Origin of the sequence: Robinsoniella peoriensis, assembly GCF_000797495.1 — a bacterium.
GTDB lineage: Bacteria > Bacillota > Clostridia > Lachnospirales > Lachnospiraceae > Robinsoniella > Robinsoniella peoriensis.
In genome coordinates this window covers 98,216-115,847 of the sequence record NZ_JTGN01000003.1, presented here as the reverse complement: position 1 = coordinate 115,847, position 17,632 = coordinate 98,216, and the positions used below count along the sequence as shown (strand labels likewise).

At 42.7% G+C, this 17,632-nt stretch carries 17 protein-coding genes; 11 read left to right on the top strand and 6 right to left on the bottom strand.

The annotated features are described in order from the left end of the window. The first annotated feature begins 41 nt into the window (after positions 1–41). Positions 42–401, top strand: coding sequence for a BlaI/MecI/CopY family transcriptional regulator (locus tag QR40_RS07080; protein WP_027293051.1), 360 nt, complete (start codon positions 42–44; stop codon positions 399–401). A 9-nt stretch (positions 402–410) separates the two neighbouring features. Continuing rightward, positions 411–2,567 (top strand): M56 family metallopeptidase, encoded by a 2,157-nt coding sequence (locus QR40_RS29600; RefSeq protein WP_052430732.1) that lies wholly within the window; start codon positions 411–413, stop codon positions 2,565–2,567. A 110-nt stretch (positions 2,568–2,677) separates the two neighbouring features. Here the strand turns inward: QR40_RS29600 and def are convergent, their stop codons facing one another. Both def and QR40_RS07065 read right to left on the bottom strand, forming a co-directional pair. Further along, the gene (gene def / locus QR40_RS07070) at positions 2,678–3,130 is read right to left on the bottom strand and encodes a peptide deformylase (protein WP_044294113.1); all 453 of its coding nucleotides are present in this window, start codon (positions 3,128–3,130) and stop codon (positions 2,678–2,680) included. Further along, entirely contained in the window at positions 3,105–3,368 is a 264-nt protein-coding gene (locus QR40_RS07065; RefSeq protein WP_027293049.1) for a helix-turn-helix transcriptional regulator, read from the bottom strand. The genes def and QR40_RS07065 overlap by 26 nt, the downstream gene beginning before the upstream one ends. Positions 3,369–3,573: 205 nt before the next feature. Between QR40_RS07065 and QR40_RS07060 the strand changes: the two genes are divergently transcribed. Further along, positions 3,574–4,152, top strand: coding sequence for a pentapeptide repeat-containing protein (locus QR40_RS07060; RefSeq protein ID WP_044294111.1), 579 nt, complete (start codon positions 3,574–3,576; stop codon positions 4,150–4,152). A gap of 24 nt (positions 4,153–4,176) precedes the next feature. Here the strand turns inward: QR40_RS07060 and QR40_RS07055 are convergent, their stop codons facing one another. Further along, positions 4,177–6,036: an ATP-dependent nuclease gene (locus QR40_RS07055; RefSeq protein ID WP_027293047.1), complete on the bottom strand. Its 1,860-nt coding sequence runs from the start codon at positions 6,034–6,036 to the stop codon at positions 4,177–4,179. A 254-nt stretch (positions 6,037–6,290) separates the two neighbouring features. Here QR40_RS07055 and QR40_RS07050 point away from each other — a divergent pair, with 254 nt between their 5' ends. Further along, on the top strand, positions 6,291–7,097 hold the full coding sequence (locus QR40_RS07050; RefSeq protein WP_044294110.1) for a MerR family transcriptional regulator: 807 nt from the start codon (positions 6,291–6,293) through the stop codon (positions 7,095–7,097). Positions 7,098–7,626: 529 nt separating this feature from the next. On the opposite strand, the gene QR40_RS07045 is transcribed toward QR40_RS07050, so the two are convergent. Together QR40_RS07045 and QR40_RS07040 are read right to left on the bottom strand one after the other, a co-directional pair. Next, positions 7,627–8,640 (bottom strand): IS3 family transposase, encoded by a 1,014-nt coding sequence (locus QR40_RS07045; protein WP_044294109.1) that lies wholly within the window; start codon positions 8,638–8,640, stop codon positions 7,627–7,629. Between the two features lie 11 nt (positions 8,641–8,651). After that, complete coding sequence (locus QR40_RS07040) at positions 8,652–9,071, bottom strand: HTH domain-containing protein (protein WP_027293389.1); 420 nt, start codon at positions 9,069–9,071, stop codon at positions 8,652–8,654. Positions 9,072–10,216: 1,145 nt separating this feature from the next. Here QR40_RS07040 and iolC point away from each other — a divergent pair. The 4 genes from iolC (at position 10,217) to iolG (ending at position 15,215) form a co-directional block, all read left to right on the top strand. Further along, complete coding sequence (iolC, locus tag QR40_RS07035; protein WP_027296989.1) at positions 10,217–11,233, top strand: 5-dehydro-2-deoxygluconokinase; 1,017 nt, start codon at positions 10,217–10,219, stop codon at positions 11,231–11,233. Between the two features lie 15 nt (positions 11,234–11,248). Further along, positions 11,249–13,177, top strand: coding sequence for a 3D-(3,5/4)-trihydroxycyclohexane-1,2-dione acylhydrolase (decyclizing) (iolD, locus tag QR40_RS07030; protein WP_027296990.1), 1,929 nt, complete (start codon positions 11,249–11,251; stop codon positions 13,175–13,177). A gap of 95 nt (positions 13,178–13,272) precedes the next feature. Then, a complete protein-coding gene (gene iolE / locus QR40_RS07025) occupies positions 13,273–14,169 on the top strand; it encodes a myo-inosose-2 dehydratase (protein ID WP_044294107.1) in 897 nt (298 codons plus the stop codon). Positions 14,170–14,201: 32 nt separating this feature from the next. Continuing rightward, on the top strand, positions 14,202–15,215 hold the full coding sequence (gene iolG, locus QR40_RS07020; RefSeq protein ID WP_027296992.1) for an inositol 2-dehydrogenase: 1,014 nt from the start codon (positions 14,202–14,204) through the stop codon (positions 15,213–15,215). On the opposite strand, the gene QR40_RS33550 is transcribed toward iolG, so the two are convergent. After that, positions 15,190–15,306 (bottom strand): DUF6783 domain-containing protein, encoded by a 117-nt coding sequence (locus QR40_RS33550; protein ID WP_416389832.1) that lies wholly within the window; start codon positions 15,304–15,306, stop codon positions 15,190–15,192. The two genes, iolG and QR40_RS33550, sit on opposite strands and share 26 nt — an antisense overlap. On the opposite strand from QR40_RS33550, the gene QR40_RS33045 reads away from it, so the two are divergent. The 3 genes from QR40_RS33045 (at position 15,256) to QR40_RS07010 (ending at position 17,598) form a co-directional block, all read left to right on the top strand. Further along, positions 15,256–15,441: a DUF6783 domain-containing protein gene (locus QR40_RS33045; protein ID WP_416389831.1), complete on the top strand. Its 186-nt coding sequence runs from the start codon at positions 15,256–15,258 to the stop codon at positions 15,439–15,441. The genes QR40_RS33550 and QR40_RS33045 overlap by 51 nt on opposite strands. A 30-nt stretch (positions 15,442–15,471) precedes the next feature. After that, the gene (locus QR40_RS07015; RefSeq protein WP_027296993.1) at positions 15,472–16,251 is read left to right on the top strand and encodes a 5-deoxy-glucuronate isomerase; all 780 of its coding nucleotides are present in this window, start codon (positions 15,472–15,474) and stop codon (positions 16,249–16,251) included. 195 nt (positions 16,252–16,446) lie between these two features. Beyond that, complete coding sequence (locus tag QR40_RS07010) at positions 16,447–17,598, top strand: iron-containing alcohol dehydrogenase (protein WP_027296994.1); 1,152 nt, start codon at positions 16,447–16,449, stop codon at positions 17,596–17,598. Positions 17,599–17,632: the final 34 nt, after the last annotated feature.

Genomic DNA, 17,632 nt, shown 5'->3' with positions numbered 1-17,632 from the left:
ACTTGCTGACTAACAGCACAGTATAAAAGGAGTGCATGCACATGGATATGAAATTATTTGATTCTGAACTACGGGTCATGGAAATTCTCTGGAAAGACGGGGATACCACAGCAAAAGAAATTGCTAAAATCTTAAAAGAACAGGTGGAATGGAGTAAGACAACCACCTATACCGTGATAAAAAAATGTATCGATAAAGGGGCAATTGAACGAAGAGATCCGAATTTTGTCTGTCACCCGCTGGTAACACAGGAAACCGCCCAGGAGACAGAAACGAACGAACTGATTAATAAAATGTTCGATGGTTCTGCTGACCGCCTTGTAGCATCCATACTTGGCAGAAAAGATTTATCCAAACCAGAAATTGAACGTCTTAAAGAGCTTGTACAGGATCTGGAATAGGAGGCAGTTATGACATTATGGGAGATGAGTTTTTATGCAACCGTTTTAATTATAGCAATCATTGCCATTCGTGCTATAGCTGTGAATAGGCTGCCGAAAAAGACCTTTTTAGTATTATGGGGAGTTGTTGTCATCCGACTTTTGATTCCGTTTGCCGTTTCTTCCCAACTCAGTGTTTACAATTTAGCCAATCACCTGCAGCAGATGACAGAACATATTCCGGCATCCGGAGATAAAGTAGATTCCGCTTCTTCAGATTTAGAAACGACAGAAATTTCATCCAATGCTGACTATACGTTTCGTACCTTAAGTGAAACAATTGTGAACAATACAGCAGATGCTGCGGAAGCTGCCGCAATGGAATATACCGCTGTCAATTCCATGGGTAATGAAGAGATGGAAGTATTTGACCATACTGTTAATGCTGCCAGTTCCTCTTTAGAAGACAAGGCAGTGCAGAGTTCTGTCGTACAGGAAACCCCCATGTCCGTTGATAAACAGTCCTTACTGTTTATCCTGTGGCTTGCAGGGGCCTTGATCAGTGCATTGATTTTTATGGTTCCCCATATACGCTGCCGCCTGGAATACCGCACAGCTATACCTGTTGGCAAAGAATATCCGGATTTTATGATTAAAACTGGTTTTATCCGCCGAAAAGTACGGATAAAGCAGTACGACCAGATTAAAACCCCTTTTACATACGGAATTTTGAAGCCTGTTATTCTCCTTCCCAAAAACATGGTGAAGCCCAATGACGAGCAGCTGCGATACGTATTAAGCCATGAATATATCCATATCCGTCACTTTGACGCACTGTTAAAATACCTCTTTGCATTTGCTGCCTGCATTCACTGGTTCAACCCATTTGTATGGATCATGTATCTTCTGGCAAATCGCGATATCGAACTTTCCTGCGATGAGTCTGTGGTCCGCAGATTTGGGGAAGGTTTGAAATCTGATTATGCGCGTACGCTGATCAGCCTGGAAGAATCAAAAAGCCGATTGAACCCTCTATGCAGCCACTTTTGTAAAAATGCAGTTGAAGAAAGGATAAAAGCAATTATGAAAATAAAGAAAACCTCTTTGGCAGGTTCTGCCATAGCCCTGGTATTAACCGCCAGTATTGCCATAACATTTACAACCTCCGCCGCTGAGGCGCCCACAGAAACTGCTCTGGCTTCGGAAGCTTCTTCCAGAAATTTTGGAACAAATTCCGCAGCAGAACGGGGAATGGCTGAAAGTTCATCTGAAAGTGCAGCTGAAAACCCGGCTGAGAGTTCAGCGACAGAAAAAATTGATTTTACGAACATGAGTGAGGCTGATATTGAAAAATTAGTATCAAAGATCACAGCTGAATATGATGCTGTGAAAAAAGAAGTTGCTTCCAATTATACTGACCTGGAAAACCAACTGACTGGGAAATTAGAAAAACTCAAGAAATTAGCCGATGAGAAGACAGATTATCTGGATCCCACATTTTTAGAACAATGGTATACTCTTACAGATGAGGTGTATAGCAGCTACAATAAATATATGGAACAATGTGCTACCGACTATGAAAAAGTAAATACAAAATATGAGGACATCATGAATTCTTATTTTGATCAGGTCAGCAAACAATACGCTAAAGTTTCCGCCTCTTATTCCGCCAAGATAGAAATGCTATACCAGAAATCTATGGAGGATGATAACAAGGATCTTGAAACTCCGGTTGATGATTATGATGCAAAAATCAATGAACTTCAAAAAGAATTAGATGCCGTCAGCCAAAAATATGACAGTTTTACAAGAATTCTGGAAAACTCCAGTAAAATCCTTGACGATTATTATGCCAAGGCAGAAACCAAGCTGGCTGAAATTGACAAAATAGCAGATCCTGTCTTTGACAGGATTGCAGCAGAACGGCAAAAAGATTATTCCAAATTTGGATTGACCCGGGATAAAAAAACCGGAAGATATTACTACAACGACAAACTGGTGCGGTATTTCGAGGACCGGATTACCTCTAAAGACGATGATCAGACATATGGCCCCTGCTTTTCAACATCCGAAGGTGTGATCGATGTATTTGCTCTTCGTGATAAAGAAGGGAATCTGACGGGTTTTGAAACATTTGCACCGGAACATACAAAAGATTATGTTAAAAAATGGTTTAACCACTCTTGATATTTTCCGCTTCCCTGTTGTATATTGTTAATGGTTCATCGGAGGATTTTGATTGCAAAATTAATGCTGGATAAGATGGCAGGTACCTACCTGCTGCTTATCCAGCTTTTTTAATCCACAAAACTGATTACATGTTCTAAAAATACTCTGCCATCCAGATGCTCAATCTCATGGCAGAGACATTTTGCCATAAGATCCTCTCCCTCCAGCAGAATTTCCTCTCCAAATTCATTTTGCGCCTGAACCGTTACTTTTTTAGGCCTGACAGTTATCCCCGCCTTATCCGGAAAGCTTAAACATCCTTCTATACTCTCCTGCACCCCGCTGGTTCCGGTAATCTTAGGATTCACCAATTTTATAACACCATTTCCCATATCTATCACAACCAGACGTTTCAAAACCCCAACCTGGCATGCCGCGATCGCTGCCCCATTGGGCATCGTATGCAGCGTATCCAGCATATCATCCAAAAGCTCCCTGATTTTATCATCTACCACTGTAACCTCTTTACATTTTTTCCTTAGTATCTCGTCTCCTTCATAACGAAGCTGCCTTACCGCCATTTCCCTGCTCCTTTCTGCTGCTTTCAGCCCTGGACTTTTTCAAACTTTCCTCAAATAAAAAGACATCCTCTATACTGCATTCAAACACCCTTGAAATATCATATGCCAGCCATATGGAAGGCTCAGATTTCTCTGTTTCAATGGCATTAATTGCCTGTCTCGAAGTACCTACCATATCCCCTAACTGAGCCTGGGTAAGTCCTTTCTTTTCTCTTAATTCTCTAATTCTGTTTTTCATTAATCTCTCCTTGCTAAACAGGCATGTAATGTTAACCTTACATTATAGTAGCATGGAGATTCTTATATGTCAAGTTAACATGACACACCATTTCCCTCTGTTAACATGACACATCATTTCCCCCTTGACCATTTTCCAGATACATGGCATGATAATTAAAATATGAATCTAATAAAAATCACGGTATATACATAGGAGAACAACCATGCAAACATACGAAGAACAACTATTTGAGACTTTGAATCTGGAATCACAGCTCATTGAAAATGCGCATTTTATTGAATGCACCTTTTCTCATTGCAATTTTTTTGAAATGAAAATTAAAAACTGTGTTTTTGACCGGTGTACCTTCCGCAGCTGTACCTGCGCAGGCACGGACTTTAAGTATACGGATTTAAAAAACAACGATTTTCACCACTGTTCTCTGGTTGGAATCAGCTGGGATGAGTTAAAGACCAAAAACGGAATTACACTTCCCTTTACTGCCTTTGAAAACTGTGTCTTAAAATATAATTATTTTGTAAAGCTAAAACTGAATCAATTTTCTTTTCAGGGAAATGTCATGGAAGAATGTTATTTTGAAGACTGCCGGATGGAGAAAACCAACTTTCAGGGCTGCCAGCTTAAAAATACAAAGTTCGCAAAAAATAACCTGGCATTCACTGATTTCAGAGACGCCAGGGATTATATGATTGATGTTCAGACAAATAAAGTAAAAAATGCACGTTTTTCATATCCGGAAGCCGTAAATCTGCTGACGGGACTGGGGATTATTCTGGATTAACCCCGCCCAAGCCAATTAGCGATCCTACATTTCTTTTTTCCGGCTGTCAAAATAGACAAACTGATCAATGGAATCTAAGATATCCGCAAAATCATCTCTGGGAGCCAGATCTATATATCTGCGCAGAAGTTCTGTCTCCTGGCTGCGGTATCTGCCGTAAAAAATATCATAGAGGTTATGTCCCCTCATATAGATTTTAAAAGTCTCCATATGCTCTTTTATGTCCTGAATACTTTCCAGATCTTTTCCCAGTACTTCTACCAGGTTCTTAGCACTTCTCAGGCGGTACAGATACTCTTTCCACTTTGTAAAAAGAATCTCATAAAATTCTTCTTCACTTTCTATAATTCCAAGCTGAGCCATAATTCCAGGATTTAAAAAGTAATTTTCAAAAGAATAGTATTTTAAAATCAGTACATTTCTCTGGGTTACCTTTGGTAACTGATCCACATCTTCCAGATTTCTCTGATCATAGTACCTGCAAAGCTGTCCCGCAAGCTTTTTGGGATCCTTGCCATCACCGTCCCGAATCATCAGAAACTGATCTCTCAGGTAAATCCGGTTCATATATTTTAAATTGGCATAAGTCTTAATATTTGTACAGCTATTCGTCGTGATAATTGCAATCCGGGACAATTTTCCATGCCTGTCATACACTTCCGAATAATATTTTTCAAGCAGCAGCGGAAGTCTGCTCTTATCCTGCTTCCCCTCAACAATAAAGACAAAACTGACGTCCAGAAGGTCATTTGCAGAGTAGCCCAGATCATCCAGAATATTCCCGATATCCGTGCGCTCCCTTACAATGGAAAAATATTCTCCATCCAGTACTATCTGTCTGATCTGCCTGCTGTTAAAATTAAACAGCATATTTGGTGAATGCGTGGTAAAAATCACCTGGTTTTTCTTGGATAACCGGTAAAGTATTTCACTGGCAACCTTTTGCAGCTGCGGATGAAGAAATATTTCCGGATCTTCCACAAGAATAATACTGGATAAATGATTTTCTCCCTCCACATATGCTTCCAGCAGAGACAGCATGTAGATACTTCTCATACCTTTGCCCAAATGTTCTATGGGGCTAGTAGTGCCTCTCTCCTTACTGTAAGTCCTGGCATTCACTTTAAATAACCGGTCTACATCGCACTCCATTGTATAATGGATTTCTTCCATAAATCCGCCATTTCTGTGAAAGATACGATTTACCTTTTCGGAAAATTCACTTAAATTCAGCTGATAAAGCTTGTATTCCAACAATTTTGAAGTTTCATATGCATTCAGCTCAACCGGACTTTTCTGATTGATCAGGCCTATGCACTGAAAACAGTGATTGCACTGCTTTGCCTGGTCAAACAGACAGCATCCTGATCGCATCTGCGTTAACAGTTCATCCTCCTGGCACATGAGAAGATCTTCCTGTATCTGCTCCAAGTCTCTTTGTACATCGATGTAGTAAATCTTAGGCATCACTTCCTGTATGTAGCGGTTATGCTTCTTCACACCATCCCCATATCGAATCTGTCCCTCCCGGTTCACGGTGAACAAAAATGTCATGATTTCCCCGTCATAGGAAGGCAGCTTTAAACGGAAATCTTTTTCCCACACATCGTAGCGCTTATACTGGCTGACAATACCATTTCTATGCAGCATCTGCCTGTCATCCGCCGTGATCCGAACCGATACCTCTATTTCTATATTCTGCTTTTTCTCATTAAAATCTTCTTCCGTCACCGCATAAGATCCACAGACCGCACGAATTGCGTCCAGAATCGTAGTTTTTCCGGTATTGTTCTTCCCCACCAGGATTAACGCATTCTCAATATCCTGGATTTTCATATCCCGTATCCACTTGAAATTGCGGATATGCAGGCCTGTGAACTGCATATGAAGCACCTCTTTTCTTTTGAGCGTCTTCCCATTCTCATACAATCCCCGAAAACAATTACATTTCAGGTTCGATTTGATTGGCTCTGCCATTTTGTCCCTCTTCGGTTTAGACGTTGTTAGTTTCATTATAGCAATAATATTGGGGAATATACAACAAATTTAATTTCCTATTGACATTACCACAATGCTAAGGTTTATGATATTCTCAGAACCGGTTCCACTATACTATAAACTTTCAAAAGGAGGCAGATATGTTTACCATTGGAGAATTTTCAAAACTTTGCTGTATCTCTGCGAGAATGCTGCGCCATTATGACAGCATTGGACTGCTTCATCCTGCTGCAACGGGAGCCGATAACGGATACCGTTATTATAAAGCTTCCCAGGCAAAAACCCTGCACATGATTGAAAAATTAAAACGCTACGGCTTTACACTGTCTGAGATCAAAGTTTTGCTGGAACTTACGGATGATGCATTATATATCCAGATACAACTGCAGCATCAGAAAATAAAGGATCAGATTTATTCTTTAAACACCATACTCAGCCAAATGGAACAGGATCTGTCTCTGACAAAGGAGAAAAAAACCATGAAACAGAACCAATATCACGTTATTACAATGGATACTCCTGCACAAAATGTTTTTGGGATCCGCCGTACGATCAACATTGATGCAGACAGTATTCACCAGTTGTTCGCAAATCTTCATCAGGAAATGGACACGCGGGGTCTTAAGCCGGCAGGTGCTTTCCAATTAATTTATTTGAATGAGGAATTTTCCCATGAAAATGTTGAAGTAGAAGCCCAGGTTCCCGTGAACAGTCCCCACCCGGACATCCGCACCATCCCACCCACACTTTGTGCGGCAGTTACCCATTATGGCTCTCATCAGAATCTTCATCAGGCATATGAGGCTATCCTAAACTGGCTTGCAGATCATCCGGAATATCAGATCTCCGGTCCGGGCATCGAACGTTTTATCAGAGACGAACACAGTGCTTCTTCTGCCGATGACTTAGAAACAGGAATTTTATTTCCATTGGTGAAAACAAAATAGATGCAAAAAAGGAAAAGCGTGGAAGTTGCTTTTCCTTTTTTCGTAGAAATCTTCTAGTACTACAACGAACCGTTTATAAGTGGCTTATGGCTCACTATTCAAAACAATCTTATGAGTCATTACTTGAAATTGAGACTCCCTGCTGGTTTATTATATTTGGGTTTAGCTGAGGATAGACGCTTTGTGTAATATAGGTAGTGTGCGGAAAGATGGGGGTGGGAAACTGATATGGACTCCGTCAGCTGGCCGCAGAACTGGTATTTTCTAACCTTTCCGAAGCGCTTTTTGGCGGCACGCGGGCATTCACCGAGAAATCCTGATGCATTTCTCGGTTCAGTACCCGCTTAGTATCCGATGGGAGCCAGTCGAATACTATCCGCCAAAAAACACTCCGRAAAGGTAAGTAAATGAACTGTACCCYTTGTCAAGGACATTTTAAAAAGTGGGGCACTTTTTTCGCACCTTTACTTCCAAAGTATCCTGCATACAGGTACACCTCTTTAAATGTCATGGTATTCTATGAAATTTTTTAACTATCCGTATTTTTCTGATATAATTGGCATCCAAGTTCTTCCGGTTTYTTGGCTATGACCGGATGCGCAGGTATTTTGGGAACATCCAGTGGATATTCTCCAGTGATGACAAATTTATAAAACTCATTGGGTGCAAGCTTCGCCAGATGCCATTGGTACCGCTGATTATTATAATAAGCCATGTAGTCATCAATGACAGACTGTACCTCTGCAAAGCTTACGCATTCAGCCAGTTTTGCCTTGATATGGTCCTTCATATGSCCAAAGAAACTCTCCTGGGGCGCATTGTCCCAGCAGTTGCCACGCCGGGACATGGACTGGCGCAGCTTCTTGTTATAAAGTATATGAAGAAAACTTTGGCTGGTGTAATGGCACCCCTGATCACTGTGGATGATTGTTTCTGCTTGAAGTGAGATCCCATGATCGGCCACCAGTTTATTGACCGTTTCAAGAACAAAATCCACTTCCAGGGARTCACTGAGCACATAAGAAAGTATCTGCCTGGTAAAGGCATCCAGGATGGTTGACAGGTAGGCAAAGGATCCGCTATAGGACAGATAAGTGATATCCGTCAACAAGACTATTCTTGGTCCATAACATTCGAACTCACGGTTTAGCAGGTTGTCCGCTACATTGCTGGTCCTTAGTGCCTTTGCCATTCTTTTATATGGATTTGGGCCTCGGTATGGACAGGAGAGGTGGAACTTTTCCATCAGCCTGCGGATYTTTTTCAGGTTCATGATCACCGGCGGGGTCATATGGAGCAGTTCCATATAGATGCCCCTGGCCCCTTTGGCATAACCATGCAGCCTGTAAGCGGCCAGAACCAGATCAAAATCCTCACGGTCCTTCTGTTCCTGAAGCGAACGGACAGGAGCTGCCTTTATCCAGGCGTAATAACCGCTTCTGGAAACACCGGCTATGGAACAGAGTTCTTTGGCAGAAAGGGAATTCKCGCTTTGCCGGATCGTTTGCTGGATAATCTCAAATATACAGGAAGAGTCGTTCATAAGCAGAGCACCTACTTCCTTGTAGTCCTGAGTGAGGAAATTTTTTTTAAGAACTCAACTTCCTGTTTCAGATAATCAACCTCATGCCGAAGCTGTTTTAATTCATCCTTTTCGGATGGCGGCAGATCAGCAGCCGGGGAGACGGAGCTTTGCATCCTGTGAGGGGAATGTCCTTGGTGAAACCCGCCATATTTATCGTACTGTTCCCGAATGTGTCTGGCAATGCTCCATACCCTGCGGTCCCCAAGGACGGCAGGATCATAGCCATGATCTGCGAGGATCTGCCGCGGAATCTCCCCTAACTGGTATTCCGAGTAAAAGATCTCCTTGAACTCYCTGGTAAAGGTTAATTGGAATTTGGACACCTTGTAGGTGTAAGGATTTTGACGAAGCAGCAGCATTTGTTCATTGGTAAAAGGGTTTTTGGTCATGGTATTCCTCCTGTTCTTAGATAAGAATACCATAAGCCAAGAGAGGTGTCTAAGCCAAAAGAGGCCTCAGCAATCATCCAAGCCAGTTGTCCCAGAARCAGGGTATACCAGCAAGGCATGTCCACAATTGGGGTTCTGAAAGGTGAGGGGGTGTCCATTTATATGGAACTAATGGGAAGGGATGTCTAAAAAAATGGGAGCCCCGCTAAATGATGTGTCCACACTTATGGGTACATTATAAAATACGCAGCTCTGCTCTACGCTTCCTACGCCCATACCAGTTCCCCACACCCATCTTTCCGAGATAGCATTCGTTGATACAAAGCTGGTTTTCTCAGCAGGTTGGAACCCCTGGGCTGTGGCAGGCTGTTCGTTATTGGATGCTGCTCAGTATGTTTCGGCTGTTTGTGTAAAAGAAGATGAAAGTTTGCTCCTTTTTCTGGTTACAGAATGAAAAACAAATTCCATTCTCAAGATTAGTTGCTTTATGCCAATCGCGTCCGGCATGCCACAACCCCGGGGCCCCACCCTGCTGAGAAAACCAGCTTTGTATCAACGAATGCTATCTCGGAAAGAGAAGGGGGCGGATCAGGACATTGGTTTGGAAGGCGTATAGCAGAGCTGCGTATTTACTTACCTTCCCGGAGTGCTTTTTGGCGGATAGTATTCGACTGGCTCCCATCGGATACTAAGCGGGCAGTGAGCTGCGAAATGCATCAGGATTTCGGAGCGAATGCCCGCGTGCCGCCAAAAAGTGCTCCGGGAAGGTTAGAAAATGCCAGTTCTGCGGTAAGCATTCCAAACCAATGTCCTGGTCCGCCCCCTTCTCTTTCCGTACACTACCTACATCTACAAAGCGTCATTAATCAACTAAACCCAAATAAAGTAATTAAGATCTAATTTGCGTGCAAATGCGTGCGATAATCTTTGTGAAAACGTTACAAATATATGAATAGAAAATTGTACAATACAGGGAAAGTACTGTAATGACTCAGAAATAGCTTGCACGCAATAAAAGTGTGTGCTATCATGAGTACATGAGAGAAAAGCGTGCTAAAGAACGCAAGAAAAGAAAAACTGTAAATGGAACGCGGAGTGGAAGCAGTTTCCGATCTGTGTTGAAATTCAAGTATGAGGTGAATGGAATGAAGTATGTTAAGTTTGATGAATCAAGACCAATGGATCTAGTACTGTTAGGGCGAGTGGCAATTGACTTTAATCCGGTGGATTATTTTCATCCATTATCGGAATCTACCACATTTAAAAAGTACGTAGGAGGTTCTCCAGCGAATATCGCAGTAGGCGTTACGAGACATGGCAAGAAAGTTGGATTTATCGGAAAAGTGTCTGATGACCAGTTCGGTGATTACGTTACAGAGTTTTTTAATAAAGAAGGAATTGATACTTCACACATTACAAGATGTACAAACGGAGAAAAACTGGGTCTCACATTTACAGAAATTCTTTCTCCTGACGAAAGCAGCATTTTGATGTACCGCAACTGCATTGCAGATCTTCAGCTGTCGGTGGATGATGTGGATGAAGAATACATAAAGAACGCAAAGGCAATTTTAATCTCTGGTACCGCCCTTGCACAGAGCCCCTCCAGGGAAGCTGCATTAAAAGCAGTGATGCTGGCAAAGAAAAACGGAACTGTTGTAGTCTTTGATATTGATTATCGTGAATATAACTGGAAGAACAGTGATGAAATTTCCATTTACTATGCTTGTGTGGCAAAAGAAGCGGATATTATTCTGGGATCCAGGGAAGAATTTGACCTGACAGAAAAGCTGATACAGCCGGGAAGAGATGATAAGACAACGGCACAAAGCTGGCAGAATGAAAATGCGAAGATCGTGGTCATCAAGCACGGCAGAAAAGGTTCCACAGCTTATACGAACGATGGCAACAGCTATAGTATTAAACCATTTCCAGTTACTGCACTGAAATCATTCGGCGGCGGAGACGGTTATGCATCCGGATTTTTGTATGGCATTTTTGAAGGATGGGATATGATCGAATGTCTGGAATTTGGAAGTGCAGAAGCAGCGATGATGGTACGCAGCCATTCCTGCTCCGAAGAACTCCCGAATCCCGATGAAGTTAAGAAGTTTATAAAAGAAACAAAAGACCAGTACGGTGAAATGATTGCAAGAGTATAAGGAGGCGGATAGGAAATGGAATATACAAAGATGACGGTTGCGCAGGCATTGGTAAAATTCCTGGATAACCAGTATGTAGAATTTGATGGAGTGGAAACAAAGTTTGTAGAAGGTATCTTTACAATTTTCGGACATGGAATTGCCGTTGGTTTAGGCCAGGCGTTAGATGAGAATCCCGGAGATCTGAAGGTATTCCAGGGCAGAAACGAGCAGGGAATGTGTCATGTGGCTACTGCATTTGCGAAACAGCACAATAGAAGAAAAATTATTCCCTGTGCATCGTCCGTGGGACCGGGAGCTGCAAATATGGTGACGGCAGCAGCTACCGCTACTGTGAATAATATTCCGCTGCTGGTATTTCCGGCAGATACCTTTGCCAACAGACAGCCCGATCCGGTACTGCAGCAGTTAGAGCAGAGCAGCAGTTTATCTATCACAACCAATGATGCATTTAAGCCTGTGTGTAAATACTGGGACCGCATTGTCCGTCCGGAACAGCTGATGACAGCAATGATTAATGCCATGCGTGTATTGACGGACCCGGCTGAAACAGGTGCTGTATGTATCGGAATCTGTCAGGATGTGGAAGGCGAATCTTATGAGTACCCGGAATATTTTTTCCAGAAGAGGGTACACAGAATTACAAGGCCGGTGGCAGTGGAAGAAGAAGTAGAAGATCTGGCAGCGATTATTGCCGGAGCTAAAAAACCGCTGATTGTGGTTGGCGGCGGCGTAAAATATTCAGAAGCAGGCGAAACAGTTGAAAAATTCTGTGAAGAATTCAACATTCCGTTTGGTGAGAGTCAGGCAGGAAAAAGTGCCTGTAAATCCAGTCACCAGTACTGTCTTGGAGGAATTGGCGTAACCGGCACACTGGCTTCCAATACCATTGCAGAAGACGCAGATGCCGTGATTGCAATCGGAACCAGATTATCTGATTTTACAACCGGTTCCAAGAACCAGTTTAAGAATCCGGATGTGAAGGTTGTGACTATCAATAACAATAAATTCCATGCTTATAAATTGGATGCGGTAAAAGCTGTTGGGGATGCAAAAGTAACGCTGGAGGCGCTGTCACAGAAACTGAGGGAACGCAATTATAAATCCGCTTATACGACAGAGATAACAGATGCAAAAGCTGCATGGGACAAAGAAATGGAACATTTGGCAAAATATGCATATGACGATCAGTTTGAACCTATGGTAAAAGCCAGAGACCCAAGAACGATTCCGGAATTCGTAGAACTGACCGGCGGGGTAATTACCCAGACTGCTGCGTTGTGTGCAATTCGGGAGGTAATCCCGGAGGATGCAACCATTATAACGGCAGGGGGCAGCCTTCCAAGCTGTATGCAGAGAATCTGGACTACCGATAAAAGAGGCGGCTACCATGCGGAATACGGATACTCCTGTATGGGATATGAAGTGGCAGCGGCTCTTGGTGTAAAACTGGCTGAGCCGGATAAAGAAGTATATACGGTTGTGGGAGATGCTTCGTTCCAGATGCTGCACAGTGAAATTATGACTGCTATGCAGGAAAGAGCCAAAATCAATATCCTGGTATTTGACAATTGTGGATTTGGTTGTATCAACAATCTGCAAATGAATAATGGCATTGGAAGCATTGGCACAGAATTCCGCTACCGGGATACGAATAATGAAACAAAAGGAAACCTGATTCCGGTAAGTTATGCAAAAGTTGCAGAAGGTTATGGCCTGAAAACTTACACCGTTAAGACAATTGATGAATTAAAAGCTGCTTTGGAAGATGCAAAAAACCAGGATAATGCAGTCCTGATTGACTTAAAAGTAATTCCAAAGACTATGACGGACGGTTACAAGTCCTGGTGGAATGTAGGTCTTGCAAGCACTTCCGGGATGGAAAGTGTGCAGGAAAAGTATACGGAACTGGAAGCAGAGAGATATAAAGCCAGACGATATTAAAATTACCGTAAAGGTTTTGTACCAGCAAAATTAAGAGCAAAATCCAATTAAATTATCAGCTAAGCTGAAATAAAAAAGCCATAGGAGGCACAGTCATGTTTAACAAAGAAAAAGTAAAATTAGGAATTGCACCAATTGCATGGACCAACGATGATATGCCGGATTTAGGAAAAGAAAATACTTTTGAACAGTGCGTAAGTGAGATGGCACTTGCGGGATATACCGGTTCCGAAGTTGGAAATAAATATCCTGCAGATCCTGTTGCTTTGAAAAAGGCACTGGATCTTCGCGGAATCCAAATCTGTAATCAGTGGTTTTCCAGCTTTCTAACCACACAGCCTTATGAAGAGACCGAAAAAGCTTTTATTGAACAGGTGAAATTTTTACAGGCGATGGGTTCTAAGATCATCGGTGTGTCGGAGCAGGGACACAGTGTGCAGGGACAGCTGGAAACACCAATCTTTGGCTGTAAATACATCATGAATGATGAAGAATGGGATAAAGTCTGCACCGGATTAAATAAACTTGGTAAAATAGCAAAAGAATATGGAATTACTTTGACTTTCCACCATCATATGGGAACGGTTATCCAGGATCCGGACGAAGTGGAACGACTGATGGCAGGTACCGATCCGGAATATGTAAATCTCTTATTTGACAGCGGACATTTTACTTACTGCGGTGCTGACCCTCTTGAAATGGTTCAGAAATACAGCAACAGAATAAAACATGTGCATTTAAAAGATGTGCGCCCGGAAGTAGTTGAAAAGGTAAAAGCAGAGAAGTTAAGCTTCCTTGCAGGTGTCAGATTGGGAGCATTTACGGTTCCGGGAGACGGATGTATTGACTTTGATCCGATCTTCAAAGTGCTGGAAGATGCCGGATATGAAGGATACATGGTAGTAGAGGCTGAACAGGATCCTGCAAAAGCGAATCCATTGGAATATGCAATAAAAGCTAGAAAGTTCATTACTGAAAAGACAGGTCTGTAAGAATTATTCATTTAAAGAAAAGGAGAATTATCATGGTAAAAGTAGGTATTATAGGTGCAGGAAGAATTGGTAAAGTACATACAAAGAGTATTTGTAATCTGGTAAAAAATGCGGAAATTAAAACAATCGCAGATCCGTTTATGAATGAAGAGACGGACAAATGGGCACACAGCATGGGTGTGGCAAATACAACGAAAGACTACAAGGAAATCCTTGCAGATCCGGAGATTGATGCAGTGCTGATCTGCTCATCTACCAATACGCATTCCCCGATTTCCATTGAAGCAATCAAAGCCGGAAAACATGTTTTCTGTGAAAAACCCATCGATCATGATGTAGCTAAGATTAAAGAAGTAATGGATGCTTTAAAGGATTCTGACGTGAAATACCAGGTTGGATTTAACCGCAGATTTGACCATAACTTTGAAGCGGTAAAAAATGCCGTAACCGCAGGACAGATCGGCGATCCCCACATTATCAAAGTAACCAGCAGAGATCCGGAACCACCAAGTGCGGAATATGTAAAGGTATCCGGAGGAATTTTCCTGGATATGACCATCCATGATTTTGATATGGTTCGATTCCTGGCTGGCTGCGATGCAACAGAAGTTTATGTACAGTCTGCAGTTTTAGTAGATCCAAGTATTGGAGAAGCAGGCGATGTGGATACAGCTGTCATTACTCTTCAGATGGAAAACGGTGCCATTGCAGTCATTGACAATTCCAGAAAAGCAGCTTATGGATACGATCAGCGTGCAGAAGTATTTGGCTCTAAGGGTATGGTTGCAACGGTAAATGATACACAGTCCAGCGCAGTCATCAGCACAGCCGAAGGCGTAACCGGAGAAAAGCCGCTTTACTTCTTCCTGGAACGTTACATGGATTCCTTTGCGAAAGAAATGAATTGCTTTATAGATGCAATTGAAAATAATACGGATACACCTCTAGGAGTAGAAGACGGTTTGAAGCCGGTAATTATGGGATTGGCGGCGAAAAAATCAGTAGAAGAGCACAGACCGGTTAAGATTTCCGAGATTCAGTTATAGAACCAGTGATTATATGGAGCGTGCCAGAGCGTGTCTGAAAATTCATTCCTGCCATCTGTATGTCCCACTTTGCGGCATATTTGCCCCGAATTCAGGTTACGTAGCCCGCTACGCGCCCTTCATTCGGGACAAATCTCCCGCAAACTGTGACGCACAGCTGTCAGATAGCAATTTTCTGACACGCTCTAGGGCTTTGACTTCAGACACGCTCCAGAGTCATATATGAACACCATATAAATGAAAGGAAGCGGATAGAATGAGTAAGGTATTTGGTTATCCAGGATTTAACGAGGCGGGAGAGAAGGTTCTCACTACCTATGACAATGATTATAAAGAAATGATGATGGATATTCGTGTGTTCAAAATGAAAAAGGGCGATGTTAAGAAATTAGTGAAGTCCGGGGAAGAGACTGCAGTGCTTTTGTTAAATGGCCGCATTACCATCAAGTGGGAAGAGAAGGAAAAGGAAGTCAGCAGAAAAGATGTGTTTACGGAAGGCCTCTGGTGCCTGCATGTGTGTAAAGGCGTGGAAGTCAGCGTAGAGGCTTCTATGGATACACAGATCCTTGTCCAGTCTACTTTCAACGACAGAACCTTTGACAGTAAGTTCTACGGGCCTGAGGATGCTCCATGGATTTATTCCTGCAAGGGTAAGTTTGGAGATACGGCTGTTCGTCGTGTAAGTACTGTTTTTGATTACGAAACAGCGCCTTATTCCAATATGGTATTAGGAGAAGTATTAAATGACCGTGGTAACTGGTCGGGATACATTCCACATCAGCATCCCCAGCCGGAAACATATTACTTTCTGTTTGACCGTCCGGAAGGATTTGGTGCGAGTTTCATTGGGGATGAGGTCTATAAAATTAAAGACGGCAGTTTTTCCGCAATACCAGGGGGAAAGACACACCCACAGGCAGCGGCACCGGGATATCAGATGTATACCTGTTGGATGATCCGTCATCTGGAGGGGAATCCCTGGACGGACCGTATTGATGATGAGCGTTATACCTGGCTGTATGATGCAGAATTTTAGATATAAGTAGTTATATAGAAAGGCAGCCCCATTACCTGGTGGAAAGTCTGCGGTTAACCGGCTGCCGGACAGAGAAGAAAATGAAAGGTTGAAAGAATAAATAAGAAATGGAAGGATGCCACGCAGTGATTCTTTCAACCTGTTTAATTTGTGGCAGTATTACAGGCAAGCCTGGAATATGCAAGGGGAATAAAAATGGGAAGAGATTTTATCGTTCCGGGACAGATGATTACCGGTTCCGGCGCACTTACCATGGCAGAAGAAATTTTAAGAGGGTTTGGAAAAAAAGCGCTGATCATTACAGATAAAGTGATGATTCAGCTGGGAAATGCAGCTCATGTAGAAGAAGCCCTGAAAAACCAGGGAATAGAGTATGTAATATATTCCGAAATAGTGGGTGAGCCCACCGACAAAATGATTGAAAACGGGCTGAGTATGTATTTAAAAGAAAAATGTGATTTTCTGATTGCGCTGGGCGGAGGAAGCCCCATTGATTCCATGAAGGCAATCGGAGCGCTGGCAACAAACGGCGGCAAAATCGCTGACTATATGGGAAAAGTGATTAAAGTGCCCACACCTCCTATGGCGGCAATTCCCACAACAGCAGGTACCGGTTCTGAGGCAACGCAGTTTACCATTATTACGGATACAAAAAAAGATATTAAAATGCTATTAAAGGGTCAGGTATTGATGCCTGCTCTTGCAATTATAGATCCGCAGTTTACCATGACGGCACCTCCCAAGATAACGGCAGCTACCGGACTGGACGCATTAACCCATGCAATTGAAGCCTTTACCTCCAGAAAGGCACAGCCCCTTTCCGATACGTTTGCCCTTTCCGCAGTAAAGAGAATCTTTGCTTATCTGCCGGCAGCCTTCCGGGAGGGAACAGATCTAACGGCAAGAGAACAGATGTCTATCGCTTCACTGGAAGCAGGAATTGCATTTAATAATGCATCGGTTACGATTGTGCATGGCATGAGCCGTCCTATCGGAGCGCTGTTCCACATTGCACATGGTTTATCCAATGCGATGCTGTTAAAAGAATGTCTGGGTTTTGTGCTGGATGGGGCATATGACCGGTTTGGAGAACTGGGCAGGGCAGTGGGAGTCGCTACTGACCTGGATTCAGACGAAGCAGCAAGCTGGAATTTTTTAAAAGCAGTAGAAACCATTTGCAGAGAACTGGCAACACCAAGCTTCGAAGAATATGGCATCAATAAACAGGAGTTCATGAGTGTTGTGGAAAAAATGGCTCTGGATGCCATGGACAGCGGAAGTCCTCAAAATAGCAGAAAAGAAGTGAGTAAAGAAGATCTGGAGCAGATTTACCGCAATCTGTGGTAATAATCTGCAGGTAAATGCAAGGAAAGTAATCTTT